This window comes from Microbacterium sp. YJN-G, assembly GCF_015040615.1.
GTDB lineage: Bacteria > Actinomycetota > Actinomycetes > Actinomycetales > Microbacteriaceae > Microbacterium.
The window spans coordinates 3,047,488-3,063,070 of the sequence record NZ_CP060402.1 but is presented as its reverse complement, the minus strand read 5'-3'; the positions used below and the strand labels follow the sequence as shown (position 1 = coordinate 3,063,070).

Below are 15,583 nucleotides of genomic sequence, written 5' to 3'. Positions count from 1 at the left end.
TCATTACAACCTGGGTGACGGGTGGGTGGCAGGGGGCACCCTCATGCGCCCCGCCACGCGCGCTCGGCGGTCAGCGGAACCAGCGGGGGCCGCTCGGCGCTCGTCGACAGTGCGATCCGCCGTCCGGTGCGCGACGACTCCAGCAGCGAGGTCATGATCTCCAGCACATGCAGGGCGATCGCGCCGTGGGAGCGGGCGCCGCTGCCCGAGACGAAGTCGAGCAGCCCGATGCCGCGGCCGCCGTTCTCGTAGCCCGCGCTGGTCTCGACCGGAGTCCAGTGGTTCTCACCCGGCCGGCGCAGGCGCACCTCGCCGGCGAAATGGTTCGGATCCGGGAGCGACAGCGTGCCGGTCTCGCCGTGCACCTCGATCGGCGCGGCCTGCGTCGCTGCGGCGTCGAAGCTGAAGGTGACGGTCGAGACGGCCCCGCCGACGTGCTCGAGCACCCCGGTCACGTGCGTGTCGACCTCGACTGGGATCTGCTCGCCCGCCCGGGGGCCCGATCCGATGGTGCGCACCGACCGCAGGCGCGACGAGGCGCCCGAGACCCGGGCGACCGGCCCGAGCAGGTGGAACAGCGAGGTGAGGTAGTAGGGCCCCATGTCGAGCAGCGGTCCGCCGCCCTCGCGGTAGTAGAAGTCGGGGTTCGGATGCCATGACTCGTGGCCGGATGACACCCACGTGGCCACCGCGGCGACGGGTCGCCCGATGCCCCCGGCGTCGACCACGGCGCGGGCCGTCTGGATGCCGGTGCCGAGCACGGTGTCGGGGGCGCAGCCCACCCACGCGGAGCCGGCGGCCTCGAGGATGCCGCGCGCCGCGGGCACGGCGGGGGCGAGGGGTTTCTCGCCGAACACGTTCTTGCCCTGAGCCAGCGCGGCCAGCGCCACCTCCTCGTGGGCGGCGGGGATCGTGAGGTTCAGCACGGTCTGCACGGCCGGGTCGGCGACGAGCTGATCGACCGTCAGCGCCCGGCATCCGTCGAACCGATCGGCGACGGCGCCGGCGCGGGCGAGATCGAGATCCGCCGTCGCGGCGATCCGCACTCCGGGATGCGATCCGAGCGTCTCCAGGTACTGCGCGGAGATGACTCCGAGTCCGACTATTCCGATACCGTGCGGCTGGCCCACAGCATTCCTCTCTCGATGATCGTGCGTACGTTGATATCGCGCAGCACGACGAGGCTGTGCCCCGGCGTCGCCACGAATATGCGCCCCGCGCCCCACTGCCGCGTCCACACCGTGGGCGACACGATCGGCCGGTGCCACGGGTGGTACGGCTGCACGGGATGGGTGGTGGTGGCCAGCACGTCGTTCAGGTCGTCGGTGAGCACCCAGTACTGCTCGGTGCGCAGCGTGAAGTCCTCGAGGCCCGCCATGATCTCGTGCTCGCGGCCGAGGTCGGTGAGGTCGACGGTGTAGCAGAGGAAGTTGTCGGACTCGTCGCCCGCGCAGGAATCCGGATGCTTCGACGGATGCGTCGCGAACTGCCCGCCGATCAGCTGCAGGTAGTCGGAGCTGTTGCGGTACGAGTCGGCGATGCCGCCGTGCCACCCGGCCATGCCGGTACCGCGCTCGACGGCACGGCGAAGTCCCTTCAGTGCCTCGGCGGAGATGCTCGACATCGTCACGGACTGCACGATCAGATCGACCTGTTCCATCACCGATTCGTCGGCGTAGATCTCGTTCGAGTCCTCCACCTGCACATCGAAGCCGTTCTCGCGCAGGAACGGCAGGAACATGTCGGTCGCCTCGACCGGCCTGTGCCCGTCCCAGCCTCCGCGGACGACCAGCGCCTTGCGTGCGGTCATGAGCGCGCTCCTTCCACTGCGGTGTACCGGCTCTCGTCGGCCGCGCTCGCCTCGACGGCGGCCAGCACGCGCTGCACCCGGGCGGCGTCGGCGAAGCCGGGCTGCGGGGCGGTGCCGCCGGCGATCGCGCGGACGAAGTCGACGGACTGGTGGGTGAACAGGTGCTCGTAGCCCAGGCCGTGCCCGGCGGGCCACCAGGCGCCGGCGTACGGATGCTCGGGCTCGGTCGCGTCGATGCGGCGGAACCCCTGCTCGCCGGCGGGAAGCTGCGCGTCGTGGAACTGCAGCTCGTTCATGAACGAGAAGTCGAAGGCGATCGAGCCGCGGTCACCGTTGATCTCGATGCGGTTCGCGTTGCGGTGACCGGCCGCCATGCGCGTGGCCTCGAAGACGCCGAGGGCGCCGTTCTCGAAGGTGGCGGTGAAGGCGGCCGCGTCGTCGACCGTGACCCGCTCGTGCGGAGCGCCGGGAGCGCCGTGACCGCCCAGTCCCACACGTTCGTCGAGGCGCGGGCGGGATGCGACGAAGGTGCGCAGGGTCGCCGAGACCCCGGTGATCGCCGAGCCGGCGAGCCACTGCGCGGTGTCGATGCTGTGTGCGCCGATGTCGCCGAGTGCCCCGGAGCCGGCCCGGTCTCGGTCGAGTCGCCAGGTGAACGGGGCGTCGGGGTTGGTCAGCCAGTCCTGCAGGTACTGGGCGCGCACGTGGCGGATCTCGCCGACACGGCCGTCGTCGATGAGCCTCTTGGCCAGTGACAGGGCGGGCGTGCGGCGGTAGCTGAACCCGCACATGCTGACGATCCCGCGCGAGGCCGCGTCCTCGGCGGCCGCCGCCATCCGATCGGCGTCGGCGACGTCGTTGGCGAGGGGTTTCTCGCACAGCACGTGCTTGCCGGCGCTGAGCGCGGCGAGGGCGATCTCGGCGTGCGTGTGCCCCGGTGTGCAGATGTCGACGATGTCGATGTCGTCCCGCGCGATCGCGGCCCGCCAGTCATCGGACGCCTCGGGGATGCCGAACGCGGCGGCTGCGGCATCCGTGCGGGCGGCGTCACTGCCGACGAGCAGGGCTGCTTCGGGGGCGGGGGAGAGATCGAAGAAGCGGGGCGCCGTCCGCCACGCGTGGGCGTGCATGCGGCCCATGAAGCCGGTGCCGATGATGGCCACTCGCAGTCGGGTCGTCATTGAACGGGTCCTTCGCCGTCGAAAGGTGGGTGCGGATCGCGGGCAACACTGCCACGAGTCCTGGCGGTTGTCGCCTGAATTGCGCAAAAATGAACCCATGTCTCCCACCTCGCGAGTGACGCTCGCCCGCGTCGCCGCCGAGGCGGGGGTCAGCGTGTCCACGGCCTCGCGCGCCCTGCGCGGACGCGGCGAGATGAGCGCCGACACCCGAACCCGGATCATGCGGGCCGCCGGTGAGCTCGGCTACACCTTCGCCGGCGAGACCCGGGGCCGGCCGCGCGGAGGCACCTCGCGCGTGATCGACCTCGTCTTCGGGCACTTCCACGACCCGTACACCGACGAGGTGGTCGCGGGGGCGCGCACCACGGCGGCTGATCTGCGCTACGACCTCGTGCTCACCACCGACCGGGCCGATCCCGACGACGACTGGCCGCACCGCATCCGCGCCCGCGGCAGCGCCGGGGTGATCCTCGGGCTTCTGATGCCGACCGCGGCGCAGCTGGCGCTGATGCAGCGGGCGGCCATCCCCGTCGTGCTGCTGGACCCGCCATCCGACGTACGCGTGAAGCTGCCGAGCATCCGCACCACCGACCGCGCGGGCGGCGTGGCCGCCGCCGAGCACCTCGTCGATCGCGGCGTGCGGCGGTTCATCCTCATCGGCGGCGCCCCGGCGTACCGGTACGGGCGCGCCAGGATCGACGGGTTCCTCGATGCGCTGAACCGGCTCGCGCCCGGTGCGCCGCTCGTGCGCACGGATGCCGAGTGGAGCGGCGCCCACGCCCGAAGCCGCTGCGCGCGGGCCCTCGCCGAGCTGCCCGGCGAGGGGCCGATCGGCCTGTTCGCGTGCAACGACGAGATGGCGGCCGGCGCTTACCGGGCGATCGCGGATGCGGGGCTCACCATCCCGCACGATGCCCGGGTGGTGGGCTTCGACGATGTGCGGGGAGCCCGCTGGCTGCATCCGCCGCTGACCACGATCCGTCAGCCGATCCGCGAGATGGGCGCGGCGGCCGTGCACACGCTCGTCCGCGCGATCGAGGGTGAGGCGGTCGCGGATGCGGTCGTCGAGCTACCCACCGAGCTGGTGCCGCGCGGTTCCACGGCGGCATCCTCCTCGGCATCCCGCCCCAGCGCCCCAGCGCCCCAGCGTCCTCCCACCCGTGAGCCCGTACCCTGGGAGGTATGACCGAGACCCCGCGCATCCGCACGACCAAGCCCCGTGCGACGACCCAGGTGCGCCCTGCGACCGAGGGGTGGACGCAGAAGAAGGATGCCGAAGGCCGGCCGCTGCTGCAGTTCGCCAGCCCCAAGCGCGGCAAGCCGCCCGTGCACCTGGCCGATCTGACCCCCGCCGAGCGCGTCGAGAAGGTCAAGGAGCTCGGGCTGCCCGGCTTCCGCGCCAAGCAGCTGGCCACCCACTACTTCACGCACTACACCTCCGACCCCGAGCAGATGACCGACCTGCCGGCCGCCCAGCGCGACGAGCTCGTCACGGGCATGCTGCCGCCGCTGATGACCGAGGTGCGCCGGCTCGAGACCGACCGCGGCGATACGATCAAGTTCCTGTGGCGCCTGCACGACGGCGCGCTCGTCGAGTCGGTGCTCATGCGCTACCCGGGCCGCATCACGCTGTGTGTGTCGAGCCAGGCCGGCTGCGGCATGAACTGCCCGTTCTGCGCCACCGGCCAGGCCGGGCTCACCCGCAACATGTCGACCGCCGAGATCATCGAGCAGATCGTGCGCGCCAACCGTGCAATCGCGAACGGTGAGCTGGGCGGCAAGCGCCGCGACGACCACTCCATGGAGCGCGTCTCGAACATCGTCTTCATGGGGATGGGCGAGCCGCTGGCCAACTACAAGCGGGTCATGGATGCCGTGCGCGTCATGGTCGCCCCGCGGCCCGACGGCCTCGGCATGAGCGCCCGCGGCATCACCGTGTCGACGGTCGGCCTGGTGCCCGCGATCCGCAAGCTCGCCGACGAGAACATCCCGGTCACCTTCGCGCTCTCGCTGCACGCCCCGGATGACCAGCTGCGCGACGAGCTGATCCCGGTGAACTCGCGCTGGAAGGTCGATGAGGCACTGGATGCTGCCCGCGAGTACTTCGAGAAGACCGGCCGGCGTGTCTCGATCGAGTATGCGCTGATCAAGGACATGAACGACCACGGGTGGCGTGCGGATCTGCTGGCGGAGAAGCTCAATGCGCGCGGTCGCGGCTGGGTGCACGTGAACCCGATCCCGCTGAACCCGACGCCCGGATCGATCTGGACCTCATCCGACATCGACGTGCAGAACGAGTTCGTGCGCCGTCTCAACGACGCCGGCATCCCGACGACCCTGCGCGACACCCGCGGCAAGGAGATCGACGGAGCCTGCGGTCAGCTCGTGGCGACCACCGAGGACGAGGCCGCTGCCGCGGCGATGGCCTGAGCCCCGCCGGGGCGGCATCCCGCAGCTCGGCGACGGTCACGCGATCATCGTCGCGGCGCTGAGTGCGGCGCCGCTGCGGGCCTGGGCATCCCGCCGGTCGCGCGGGCCGTCGGCGGCCCCCAGCTGCGCGGCGCGGTCGAGCCAGCGCGCGATGCGCGCCTCGGCGGCGTCCTTGACGCCCAGCATCCGGTGGGTGCGCACCGAGCGGATGCCGCACAGCCGCATCGTGTTCCGCGCGACCTGGGTCTGGGCGGGCAGGCCCGTGATCGGGGCGAAGAACCACGGGGTGTCGGCGAGCAGCAGCAGCCGGCCCCGCGTCGCCGGGATCAGGCCGACCGGCAGCCCGGCCGCGCTGTAGCGGTACTCCTGCTGGGGCAGCAGCGCGCGGTCGAAGAAGCCCTTCAGCACGGCGGGCACCGATCCCCACCACAGCGGGGTCGCCACGACGACGTTCTCGGCCGCGTGCAGCGCGGCGCGGGCGTCGACGAGGTCGGGCTCGAGGGTCATCCGCTCGCGGTAGCCGTAGCGCAGGTGCGGATCGAACTCGAGATCGCGCAGGGCGAGCACCTGCGCATCTCCGTGGGCGGCGGCATAGCGGCGCGCGAGCTCGGCGGTCAGGGAACGGGAGTCGGGGTGGCCGTCGATGACGAGGGCGGAAGACGGGGTGGAAGGCATGGGCGTTCTCCGATCTTGACAGTGTCAACGTGGTGGACAGTGTCAAGATAGGAGACAATGTTGCGCATGTCAAGTTCTCGTTCGGGGTACCACCACGGCGATCTGGCACAGGCGCTGGAGGCTGCCGCGATGCAGCTGCTCGCCACGAAGCCGGCTGCCGAGATCAGCCTGCGCGAGGTCGCGCGCGCCGCGGACGTCAGCCACAACGCGCCGTACCACCACTTCGCCGACAGGCGCGGGCTGCTCAAGACGCTGGCCGAGCGCAGCATGGCGCAGCTGGTCGCCGACGTGCGCACCGCGCTCGAGCGCGCCGACGACCCGACCGCGGCCCTCGTGGCGGCGGGGCAGGCCTACATCCGCTTCGCGCTCGAGCGCAGCAACGCCTTCGACGTGATCTACGACCCGACCGTCTGCGTGCCTGGTTCACCCAGCGAGGCGATGGCCCCGCTCATCGCCGAGCTGGAGCAGAGGCTCGCCGGTGCTGTCGTGGCGGCCGGTCTGAGCGACGACGACGCGACGCCGGTGTGGGGGCTGGTGCACGGGCTGGGCACCCTCGCGGCCGCGGGGCACTTCCCCGCAGAGGTCGCCCTCGGCTCGGCCGAGACCGCGATCCGTCGGATGCTGTCCGCCTGACCACGTCGGCCGCGACGCGGCGATCGACGCCGGCCGCGACGCGGCGATCGACGCCGGCCGCGACGAATGCCGGCCGGCCGGCCGTCATTCGCCGTCGCGCGGCATCCGCAGTCGCAGCATCCGTCCCGATCCCTCGATCAGCTCCGCCCATGAGCCGACGTCGACCGCGCACTCCGCGATCGCGCAGGTCGGGAACTCCACGAACGCGCCCGTGAGCTCGGCGACCGCATCGTGCATCCCGGGGTTGTGCCCGACGAGCATCGCGACGTCGATGTCATCCGGGATCGCCGAGGCGACCTCGAGGATGGTCCGGGCGGATGCCGCGTACAGGGCCGCCTCCTCGACGACGGGGATGCCGTGCGCTGCCGCGTACTCGTCGGCGGTGCTGCGGGCGCGCACGGCGGTGCTCGAGACGATCCGGCCGAGCCGCAGTCCTTCATTCGCGAGCCGCTGTGCCATCATCGGTGCGTCGCGCCGTCCGCGGCCGTTGAGCGGCCGGTCGTGGTCTGAGAGGCCGTGGATGCCCCAGTCGGACTTGGCATGACGGGCGAGCAGCAGCGTCTTCATGGCCCCAGCCTGACACCCGGCGGGCGCCGCGCGCATCCCTGATCTCCACGGTTCGCTCCCCGGGGGCATCCGGGAGTCGCTCAGGCGGCGTTTCCTAACCTGGGGGGATGTCCTCCTATTCCGCGCATCGCCCTGGACGGATGGATTCCCAGGGGCGGATCTCGTTCGAGTCCGACGCCCCCGACGGCGGGGTCGCCGACGACGACCTCGACTTCCTGCGGCAGTACGAGCCGGCCGGTGCAGAGGCGTCCGAGACGGATGCCGTGGATGACGGCGGCGCTGGTGGCGGCAGCGCGGACGGGGGCGCTGGTGGCGGCGCGGACAGGGAGCCGCCCCGGCAGCGCCCTGCGCGCGCGGCCAGGGCGCCGCGGCAGAAGCGCGAGCGCACCCCGGGCTCGCGACTGCGCACGCTCGCGATCCTCGGCGGCGCCGACGGACCGATCCTCGACCGGGTGCCCGGCGAGACGCCCCGCTTCGTGCAGATGTTCTTCGTGCTGCTCGGCACCGCGCTCGTGTCGGCCATCTCGATGCTCTTCGCCCTCACCACGGGCGTGCAGGTCGCGATCTGGGTCGCCGTGCCGCTCGCGATCGTGTGGGCGGCCATCATCTTCAACCTCGACCGCTTCCTCACCTCGACCATGACGTCGACGCGCAGCGTGGGCAAGCTGCTCGCGCTCGCCCTTCCCCGTGTGGCGATGGCCGCGCTGATCGGCTTCCTGGTCGCCGAGCCGCTCGTGCTGCAGGTGTTCCACAACGACATCGCCCGCGAAGTGGCATCCACGAACATCGTCCAGGCGCAGTCCGACCAGGGCGCGCTCGAGGACGGACCCGAGAAGAAGGCCCTGGATGCGGCATCCGCCCGCGTCGCCGCACTCGAGAACCAGGCCGCCACCGGTGTCGTCGCCGGCACCGAGTCGGGGTCGGCCACCACGGATGCCGCGCAGGCCACCGTCGACGACGTCACCGCGAAGATGGCCGAGCAGCAGAAGGTCATCGACGCGGCCCGCGCGCTGTATCAGTGCGAGCTGACCGGTGAGGGCGCAGGCGAGGTGCCCGGATGCACCGGCGTGAACGGCGAGGGCTCCAGCTCGGATGCCGCGAAGGCGCAGCTCGCCCAGGCGCAGCAGACCTACGACGCCCTGGCCGGGCAGCTGCGCACGGCCAACGACGACCTTGCCGCCGCCGACGCCGCGTCGCGCGAGAACACCTCGGCCTCCGAGGCGACCAACCGCCAGCAGGCGAAGGACCAGCTGCCAGCCGCGCAGCAGAGCTACCAGGACGCGCTCGCCGTGTACAACGCCCGCGCCGACTCGGTCGCCCAGGGCAACGCAGGCGCTGTCGGGCTGCTCAGCCAGATCACCGGCCTGAACCGGCTCGGTGAGAAGGAGCCCGCGATCTTCTGGGCGCACTGGCTGATCGCCGCGCTGTTCTTCATGATCGAGCTGCTGCCCGTGATCGTGAAGGTGCTCACCAGCTGGGGCGAGCCCTCGCTCTACGAGCGCACGGCTGCGATCCGCAAGCAGGTCGAGCTCGACCGGGTCACCGCGGACGGGTTCCGCGACCGCGCGTCTATCGTCACGGCCCCGGATGCCGCGGCATCCGCCTCTGCCGCATCCGCCTCGGCCGCGGCGGCCGGCGCCGCCGCCCCGACCGAACCGCTCACCCGCGCCGACCTGCGCGAGACCGCACCCGTCTGATAAGCCGCCGGGGCGATAGCGTTGCAGGATGGTCAACTATCGCTATCTCGGAAACAGCGGACTCAAGGTCTCGGAGATCACCTACGGCAACTGGGTGACGCACGCTTCGCAGGTGGATGACACCGCCGCGATCGCGACGGTGCACGCGGCACTGGATGCCGGCATCACCACGTTCGACACAGCCGACACCTACGCCAACACCGCCGCCGAGGTCGTGCTCGGCAAGGCGCTCGCCGGTCAGCGCCGCGCGGGTCTCGAGATCTTCACGAAGGTGTACTTCCCGACCGGCCCGAAGGGCCCCAACGACACCGGACTCAGCCGCAAGCACATCATGGAGTCGATCGACGGGTCGCTGCAGCGACTCGGCACCGACTACGTCGACCTGTACCAGGCGCACCGCTACGACCACGAGACCCCGCTCGAAGAGACGATGCAGGCGTTCGCCGACATCGTGCGTGCGGGCAAGGCGCTGTACATCGGCGTCTCGGAGTGGACCGCCGAGCAGCTGCGCGAGGGCCACGCGCTGTCGCGGCAGCTGGGGTTCCAGCTGATCTCCAACCAGCCGCAGTACTCGATGCTGCACCGCGTGATCGAGGGCAAGGTCGTGCCGACCTCCGAGAGCCTGGGCATCTCGCAGATCGTCTGGTCGCCGATGGCGCAGGGCGTGCTCAGCGGCAAGTACCTGCCCGGTCAGCCGGTGCCCGACGGGTCGCGCGCCACCGACCCGCACTCGGGCGCGCACTTCATCGAGAGCCTGCTGCGGGATGACATCCTCGAGGCGGTGCAGAAGCTCAAGCCCATCGCGGCGGAAGCCGGCCTGTCGATGCCGCAGCTCGCGATCGCGTGGGTGCTGCAGAACAAGAACGTCGCCGCGGCGCTCGTCGGAGCCTCGCGCCCCGAACAGCTCGCCGAGACGGTCAAGGCATCCGGGGTCGTGCTGGACGCAGACACCATGGCCGCGATCGACACGGCTCTCGCCGGCGTCGTCAACGACGACCCCGAGGACACCTACTCGGTCTCCCCGCGCGCCCGCCTCGTCTGACCCCATCCCCGCGCGCGCGGGCGCCCGCCCCGACCGTCTATATGTCACGAAGTGCCGCTATTCGCAGGGAATAGCGGCACTTTGTGACATATAGACGGGAGTGGGGGACGGATGCGCCTAAGAGGCGGGGTCACTCCTTCACGGCGCCGGAGGTGAGGCCGGCGACGATCCAGCGGCTGGCGAGCGCGAACATCGCCATGGTCGGCAGGATCGTCAGCACCGCCGCGGCGCTCATCGAGCCCCAGTCGATGTTGAACGTCGAGATGAAGCCGTTCAGCGCCGAGGGCACCGTGCGGTTCGCATCGGTGTTCATCAGCACCACCGACAGGAACAGCTCGTTCCAGCAGTTGACGAAGTTGAAGATGAACGCGGCGATGATGCCCGGCGTCATCACCGGCACCAGCACCCGGAACAGGGCGCCCAGGCGCGAGCATCCGTCGATCATGGCCGCCTCTTCGAGCGCGTCGGGGACGTTCTCGAAGAAACCGCGCAGCATCACCGTCGAGAACGGGATGCAGATCGCGATGTACACCAGGATCAGGCCGGGCTTGGTGTCGACCAGGCCGAGATCGCTCATCATCGAGTACAGCGGCCCCAACGCGATGAACGCCGGGATCATCTGCGTGAGCAGAAAGGCGATGAGCACCGCGCCCTTGCCGCGGAACTCGAACCGCGCCAGCACGTACGCGCTGAGCAGCGCGATCACCGTCGCCACCGCACCGGCGGTGACGGCCACGATCGCCGAGTTGGCCAGGAACACGCCGAACGAGCTCTTCTCGAACAGGCTGATGTAGTTCTGCAGCGACGGTTCGCTGGGCCAGTACTCGATCGGATAGGTGTTGATCGTCCCCGGCGACTTGAACGAGGTCAGCGCGATCCAGTACAGCGGGAACAGCGTGATGATCAGCCACAGGCCGAGTCCGACGACGCGGACGACCCCGCCGACGGTCACCTTGCGCGGTCCGCGGGGAGCGGATGCTGGATTCGGCACGGTCATGCGACGGGTCTCGGTGATCGACGAGCGGGCGGCCGCGGGGCCTGTCATGGTGGTCATCGCTGAGCCCTCCGCATCGCCATCAGGTAGAACGCGCAGAACACGAACAGGAACGCCACGACGATCAGGCCGATCGCGCTGGCGATGCCATAGTTGCCCTGCTGGGTGTAGTTGATCATCCAGGTGGTCACGATGTGGGTCTGGTTGGCGGGGCCGCCGCCGGTCATCGCCCAGATGATGTCGGGGAAGTTGAAGATCCAGATCACGCGCAGCAGCACGGTGAGGAACAGCGTCATCGAGATGTACGGGATGATGAGCGAGAACAGCTGACGCGCCTTGCCTGCGCCGTCGATGCTGGCCGCCTCGAGCACGTCGTCTGGCACCGACTGCAGAGCGGCGAGGATCATGATCGCGAAGAAGGTCACGCCGTACCAGACGTTCGCGGCGATCACCGCGAACATGGCCAGCTTCGGATCGGCCAGCCACGGCAGCGGGGCCTCGATGAGGCCGGCCTTCAGGAGCAGGTCGTTGACCACGCCGAACTCGGCATTGAACATCCAGCGGAACAGCATCCCGATCAGGAAGCCCGAGACCGCCCAGGGGAAGAACACCAGCGCCTGGTAGAGCCCGCGAAAGCGGAACCGCTTGCGCAGGGCGAGGGCGATGAGAAAGCCGATCACCAGCTGGGGTACGAGCGAGGCGACCACCCACAGCACGGAGTTCCACGCCACGGTGGGGAACGACGGGTCCTGGAAGACGGCGACGAAGTTGTCGAGCCCGACGAACGGCGTCGAGGTCAGGTCCCACAGGTTCCAGTCGTGGAAGGCCATGCGGGCGCCCTGCAGCATCGGCGCGTAGGTGAACCAGCAGACGAAGACGATCGCCGGCGCCATGAACGCCAGCAGGGTGAGACCGTGCCGGGCGCGGAAGGCGCGGCGGCGCGAGGGGGCGGCCCCGCCGGCGATGCCGGCGGAGCCACCCTCGCGGATGCGAAGCGACACGGGTCAGCCCTTCTCCGCTGCGTACTTCTCCGTCCAGAACTCGTCCCACGACTTCAGCAGCTCTTCGGTGGTCATGTCACCGAGCAGCACCTTCTGCACGTCCTGGTCGGACTTCTGGATCCACTCCGTCCACCAGCTCACCCCGCGCGGCTGGCGCACGTTGACGTAGGTGTCGGGGTTCTCGGTCATGGTGACGTAGCTCGTCCACGGACCGGTCGAGTAGAAGTCGTCATCCGCGGCGGATGCGACGATCGGTACCAGGCTGTTCGCCTGCGCGAACTCGGTGGCAGGACCCTCCGAGGCGAGGAACTCGACGAGCTTGACGGCCGCCTCGGTGTTCTCGCTGTTCTCGGCGACACCCCAGCCGGCCACGGCCAGGGGCTGCGCGGCCTTGCCGCTCGGGCCGACCAGCAGCGGCGCGGTGTCCCACTGCTCGGGCTTGAGCGACGAGTCCTGCACGGTGGCGATGACCTCGGGGTCCTGCAGCAGGAACGCGGTCGAGCCGTTCGTGAATCCGGCGACCATCTCGGGGTAGCCCCATGACACGGCCGAGGGCGGCGAGGCCTGCTCGAACAGCGCGAAGTAGTCGTCGACGGCATCCTGCGCCTCGGGGGCCGAGAACATGGTGTCGCCGTTGGTGAGCAGGAACGCGTCGTCGACGTTCAAGTCGTCGATCGTGTACGCCTCGATCGCGGCGACGACGTTGCTGTTGGCGTTCTGCCCGCCGCGGAAGGCGTAGCCGTAGATGTTCTTCGACGGGTCCTGGATGGCCGAGGCCTGCTCGAGCAGATCCTTCCAGCTGTGCGGCGGGCCGTCGAAGCCGGCCTGCTCGACGAGGTCCTTGCGGTAGAAGAGCGACAGGCCGTAGAAGCCGTAGGGCAGGAAGTACGTCTTGCCGTCCTCGGCGACCGACGCCGACTGGGCATTCTCGGTCAGCGCGTCCCAGCCGTCCCACTTCTCGAGGTCGCCGGTCAGGTCGTACAGCCAGCCGTTGTTCGAGAACGGCCCGACGGTGATGTCGCGCACCTCGAGCACGTCGACGCCCTTGCCGGACTGCAGCATCTGCTGGATCTTCTGGTCGGCCTGCTCGGTGGGCGGCGAGACGAGGTTGACCTTGATGTCGGGATTCTGCTTCTCGAAGTCGTCGAGCAGGCCGCGGATCAGGTCGGTGCGAGCCGGGTTGGTGAGGCTCTCGACCATCTGCAGGGTGACCTTGCCGTCGGCGGCCGGGCCGGCGCCGGACGAGCATCCGGTGAGTGCGAGGACGGCGACCGTGCCGATCCCCGCGGCTGTCATGAGGAGCTTGTGCTTCACGATGTGCCTCTCTGGGTGTGGGGTTGGGTGGGTGATGAGGGGTGGGGTGTTGCGGTCAGGCGACGGTCGTCGCCGTCGGGATGCGGATGCCGGAGCGCTGCAGGATCTGCGGGACGCACCGCTCGGCGAAGGCGTGGAAATCGGATGCCTCGGTGTACAGGTGCACCGACAGGCGGAAGTAGCCGATGCCGCGGAAGCTCGTGAACGCGGTCTCGACGCCGGTCTGGTCGAACAGGTCCATGCGCAGCGCGTCGGCCTCTTCGCGGGTCGCGCCCATTCCGTCGGGCAGGCGCACCAGGCGCATCGACGGCACGGGTGAGGGGAGCGGGGTCAGCGGGTCCTCGGTGCTGAACGGGCGCAGCGCCTCGGCGATGATCTCGGCGCCGGCATCCGCCAGCTCGGCCATCGTGGTGCGCGCGGCATCCCAGCCGTACTCGTCCTCGATGAAGTCGATGGCCGCGGGCGTGGAGAGGTAGGTGGTCGCGTCGATGGTGCCCTGCGTGTCGAACCGGAACGGGAACGACTCCGGCGCGCCCCACGAGTCGATGAGCGGCCACAGCTCGTCACGATCGGATGCCGTCGTCACCAGCAGTGCCGAGCCGCGCGGCGCGCAGGGCCACTTGTGCAGGTTGCCGAACCACCAGTCGCCGCCCGCGACCGCCGCGGCATCGCGGACAAGGCCCGGGCCGTGCGCGCCGTCGACGAGAGTGCGCACGCCGCGCTCGGCGGCGAGGTCGGCGATGCGCCGGGTGGGCAGCATCCGGGCGGTGGGGGAGGTGATCTGGTCGATGACGATCAGCCGGGTGCGTGGGGTGAGCGCGTCGGCGAAGCGCTGCACGACCTCGTCGTCGGGGGCGAGCAGCGGCAGCTCCACCGCCCGCACGCCGGCGCCGAAGCGCCGGGCGAGGCGCTGCGCGCCCATCGTGACCGCGCCGTAGCCGTGGTCGGTGACGAGGATCTCGTCGCCGGCTTCGAGGCGGAGGGCGTTGTAGACCACGGTCGCGGCGGCCGAGGCGTTGGGGACGAAGACGCTGTCGTCAGCGTGGGCGCCCACGAACGGCGCGGTGCGCTCGCGCGCCTCACGCAGGTGGTCGGCGATGCGCGGGAACCAGCCGACCGGCGTCAGATCGGCGCGGCGTCGCAGCTCGTCCTGGTGCGCCACGACGGCGGTGGGCACCGCTCCGAAGGAGCCGTGGTTGAGATGGACGATGTTCCGGTCGAGCGGCCAGGCGTCGCGGGCGCGCTCGTGGGACTTCAGCCGGATCGGCGCTGGCGTCGTCGCCGTGGTCATGCTTCCTCACAGGGGTCTTGCGTAAGTTGTTGCACAACTCTGTCACACTGTTGGCAATTATGCGACCCGTGAGCGCAATAATGGAGAAAGTCGTCCTACGAATTTGTGACGGATGCCGCATCCGCCAGACTCGGAGGCGGTTCAAGGAGGAATGGGATGAGCGCACTCGACACGGCGCTGCACGGGATGCGGTCGCTGATCGCCGACGGCACGCTGCGCCCGGGCGATCGGCTGCCCAGTGAGGGTGAGCTGTGCGAGCAGCTCGGGGTGTCCCGCGGCTCGCTGCGCGAGGCGATCCGGATGCTCGCCGCCCTCGGCGTGCTCGAGACCCGGCACGGCTCGGGCAGTTACGTGAGCGACCTGAACGCCGCCGACCTCATCGGCAGCCTGTCGCTGACGGTCGGGCTGCTGCCGCTGGACGCGATCCTCGAGCTGTACGAGCTGAGGCGCGCGCTGGAGGCGCACGCGTCGTCGCTGGCGGCCGCCCGCGTCGATGAGGGTGTGCTCTCCGAGCTCGACGAGCTGCTCACCGAGCTCGAGGCGACCGTCGACGACGACGAGCAGTCGCGGCTCGACCATCACTTCCACATGCGCATCGCCGAGGTTGCAGGCAACTCGGCGCTGGCCAGCATGCTCGCCGTGTTCCGCGCCCGCTCGCGGGCGTACCGCATCTTCAGCACCGACAGCGCCGCCGAGATCAAGGCGCTCTCGGATGCCGGGCACCGCGCGATCCTGCGCGGCCTGCAGTCGCGCGACCCGGTCGCCGCGTCCGCGGCCGCCGCCGGTCACGTCGCGCAGACCGAATACTGGCTGCGCAGGCTGCAGCCGGATGCCGTCGGCCTGACCGACTGACTCCCTCCGCCGACTCACTCCTCCGCCGACTCATCCTCCGCCGAAACCCCTCCTGATTGTCCAGACCCCTCATGATTCGCGTGAATCATGAGGGGT

15 protein-coding genes are annotated in these 15,583 nt (G+C 70.3%); 6 read left to right on the top strand and 9 right to left on the bottom strand.

Going from position 1 to position 15,583, the window contains the following annotated elements; all coding sequences use genetic code 11:
- Positions 1–41: 41 nt before the first annotated feature.
- Genes H7694_RS14710 through H7694_RS14700 form a run of 3 tightly spaced genes read right to left on the bottom strand, consistent with a single transcriptional unit; the run spans position 42 to position 2,991 of the window.
- On the bottom strand, positions 42–1,130 hold the full coding sequence (locus H7694_RS14710; protein ID WP_193597191.1) for a Gfo/Idh/MocA family protein: 1,089 nt from the start codon (positions 1,128–1,130) through the stop codon (positions 42–44).
- On the bottom strand, positions 1,103–1,810 hold the full coding sequence (locus H7694_RS14705; RefSeq protein ID WP_193597190.1) for a ThuA domain-containing protein: 708 nt from the start codon (positions 1,808–1,810) through the stop codon (positions 1,103–1,105). Before H7694_RS14705 ends, H7694_RS14710 begins: the two co-directional genes overlap by 28 nt.
- Positions 1,807–2,991 (bottom strand): Gfo/Idh/MocA family protein, encoded by a 1,185-nt coding sequence (locus H7694_RS14700; RefSeq protein WP_193597189.1) that lies wholly within the window; start codon positions 2,989–2,991, stop codon positions 1,807–1,809. The genes H7694_RS14705 and H7694_RS14700 overlap by 4 nt, the downstream gene beginning before the upstream one ends.
- A gap of 97 nt (positions 2,992–3,088) precedes the next feature.
- Here H7694_RS14700 and H7694_RS14695 point away from each other — a divergent pair, with 97 nt between their 5' ends.
- Both H7694_RS14695 and rlmN read left to right on the top strand, forming a co-directional pair.
- Positions 3,089–4,177: a LacI family DNA-binding transcriptional regulator gene (locus tag H7694_RS14695; protein WP_193597188.1), complete on the top strand. Its 1,089-nt coding sequence runs from the start codon at positions 3,089–3,091 to the stop codon at positions 4,175–4,177.
- Positions 4,174–5,421, top strand: coding sequence for a 23S rRNA (adenine(2503)-C(2))-methyltransferase RlmN (gene rlmN, locus H7694_RS14690; protein ID WP_193597187.1), 1,248 nt, complete (start codon positions 4,174–4,176; stop codon positions 5,419–5,421). Before H7694_RS14695 ends, rlmN begins: the two co-directional genes overlap by 4 nt.
- A gap of 36 nt (positions 5,422–5,457) precedes the next feature.
- Here rlmN and H7694_RS14685 read toward each other — a convergent pair whose 3' ends face one another.
- A complete protein-coding gene (locus H7694_RS14685) occupies positions 5,458–6,096 on the bottom strand; it encodes an NAD(P)H-dependent oxidoreductase (RefSeq protein WP_193597186.1) in 639 nt (212 codons plus the stop codon).
- A 66-nt stretch (positions 6,097–6,162) separates the two neighbouring features.
- On the opposite strand from H7694_RS14685, the gene H7694_RS14680 reads away from it, so the two are divergent.
- Positions 6,163–6,729: a TetR/AcrR family transcriptional regulator gene (locus tag H7694_RS14680; RefSeq protein WP_193597185.1), complete on the top strand. Its 567-nt coding sequence runs from the start codon at positions 6,163–6,165 to the stop codon at positions 6,727–6,729.
- Positions 6,730–6,813: 84 nt separating this feature from the next.
- Here the strand turns inward: H7694_RS14680 and H7694_RS14675 are convergent, their stop codons facing one another.
- Positions 6,814–7,296 carry a SixA phosphatase family protein gene (locus H7694_RS14675; protein ID WP_193597184.1) on the bottom strand — a complete coding sequence of 161 codons (483 nt, stop codon included), beginning with the start codon at positions 7,294–7,296 and terminating at the stop codon, positions 6,814–6,816.
- A 107-nt stretch (positions 7,297–7,403) separates the two neighbouring features.
- On the opposite strand from H7694_RS14675, the gene H7694_RS14670 reads away from it, so the two are divergent.
- Both H7694_RS14670 and H7694_RS14665 read left to right on the top strand, forming a co-directional pair.
- On the top strand, positions 7,404–8,993 hold the full coding sequence (locus H7694_RS14670) for a DUF4407 domain-containing protein (RefSeq protein ID WP_193597183.1): 1,590 nt from the start codon (positions 7,404–7,406) through the stop codon (positions 8,991–8,993).
- A 28-nt stretch (positions 8,994–9,021) separates the two neighbouring features.
- Entirely contained in the window at positions 9,022–10,035 is a 1,014-nt protein-coding gene (locus H7694_RS14665; protein WP_193597182.1) for an aldo/keto reductase family protein, read from the top strand.
- A gap of 130 nt (positions 10,036–10,165) precedes the next feature.
- On the opposite strand, the gene H7694_RS14660 is transcribed toward H7694_RS14665, so the two are convergent.
- Genes H7694_RS14660 through H7694_RS14645 form a run of 4 tightly spaced genes read right to left on the bottom strand, consistent with a single transcriptional unit; the run spans position 10,166 to position 14,635 of the window.
- Entirely contained in the window at positions 10,166–11,089 is a 924-nt protein-coding gene (locus H7694_RS14660) for a carbohydrate ABC transporter permease (RefSeq protein WP_227468160.1), read from the bottom strand.
- On the bottom strand, positions 11,086–12,030 hold the full coding sequence (locus H7694_RS14655) for a carbohydrate ABC transporter permease (protein WP_193597181.1): 945 nt from the start codon (positions 12,028–12,030) through the stop codon (positions 11,086–11,088). The genes H7694_RS14660 and H7694_RS14655 overlap by 4 nt, the downstream gene beginning before the upstream one ends.
- Positions 12,031–12,033: 3 nt before the next feature.
- Positions 12,034–13,344 (bottom strand): ABC transporter substrate-binding protein, encoded by a 1,311-nt coding sequence (locus tag H7694_RS14650; RefSeq protein WP_227468159.1) that lies wholly within the window; start codon positions 13,342–13,344, stop codon positions 12,034–12,036.
- 55 nt (positions 13,345–13,399) lie between these two features.
- On the bottom strand, positions 13,400–14,635 hold the full coding sequence (locus H7694_RS14645) for an aminotransferase class V-fold PLP-dependent enzyme (RefSeq protein ID WP_193597180.1): 1,236 nt from the start codon (positions 14,633–14,635) through the stop codon (positions 13,400–13,402).
- Between the two features lie 156 nt (positions 14,636–14,791).
- On the opposite strand from H7694_RS14645, the gene H7694_RS14640 reads away from it, so the two are divergent.
- Entirely contained in the window at positions 14,792–15,487 is a 696-nt protein-coding gene (locus tag H7694_RS14640; protein ID WP_193597179.1) for a FadR/GntR family transcriptional regulator, read from the top strand.
- Positions 15,488–15,583 lie beyond the last annotated feature (96 nt).

Bases quoted from the DNA above. Each gene is read 5' to 3' on its own strand.
- H7694_RS14680 (WP_193597185.1), top strand. From the start codon at position 6,163: ATGTCAAGTTCTCGTTCGGGGTACCACCACGGCGATCTGGCACAGGCG.
- rlmN (WP_193597187.1), top strand. From the start codon at position 4,174: ATGACCGAGACCCCGCGCATCCGCACGACCAAGCCCCGTGCGACGACC.
- H7694_RS14670 (WP_193597183.1), top strand. From the start codon at position 7,404: ATGTCCTCCTATTCCGCGCATCGCCCTGGACGGATGGATTCCCAGGGG.
- H7694_RS14675 (WP_193597184.1), bottom strand. From the start codon at position 7,296: ATGAAGACGCTGCTGCTCGCCCGTCATGCCAAGTCCGACTGGGGCATC.
- H7694_RS14695 (WP_193597188.1), top strand. From the start codon at position 3,089: ATGTCTCCCACCTCGCGAGTGACGCTCGCCCGCGTCGCCGCCGAGGCG.
- H7694_RS14685 (WP_193597186.1), bottom strand. From the start codon at position 6,096: ATGCCTTCCACCCCGTCTTCCGCCCTCGTCATCGACGGCCACCCCGAC.
- H7694_RS14705 (WP_193597190.1), bottom strand. From the start codon at position 1,810: ATGACCGCACGCAAGGCGCTGGTCGTCCGCGGAGGCTGGGACGGGCAC.
- H7694_RS14665 (WP_193597182.1), top strand. From the start codon at position 9,022: ATGGTCAACTATCGCTATCTCGGAAACAGCGGACTCAAGGTCTCGGAG.
- H7694_RS14660 (WP_227468160.1), bottom strand. From the start codon at position 11,089: ATGACCACCATGACAGGCCCCGCGGCCGCCCGCTCGTCGATCACCGAG.
- H7694_RS14700 (WP_193597189.1), bottom strand. From the start codon at position 2,991: ATGACGACCCGACTGCGAGTGGCCATCATCGGCACCGGCTTCATGGGC.
- H7694_RS14640 (WP_193597179.1), top strand. From the start codon at position 14,792: ATGAGCGCACTCGACACGGCGCTGCACGGGATGCGGTCGCTGATCGCC.
- H7694_RS14645 (WP_193597180.1), bottom strand. From the start codon at position 14,635: ATGACCACGGCGACGACGCCAGCGCCGATCCGGCTGAAGTCCCACGAG.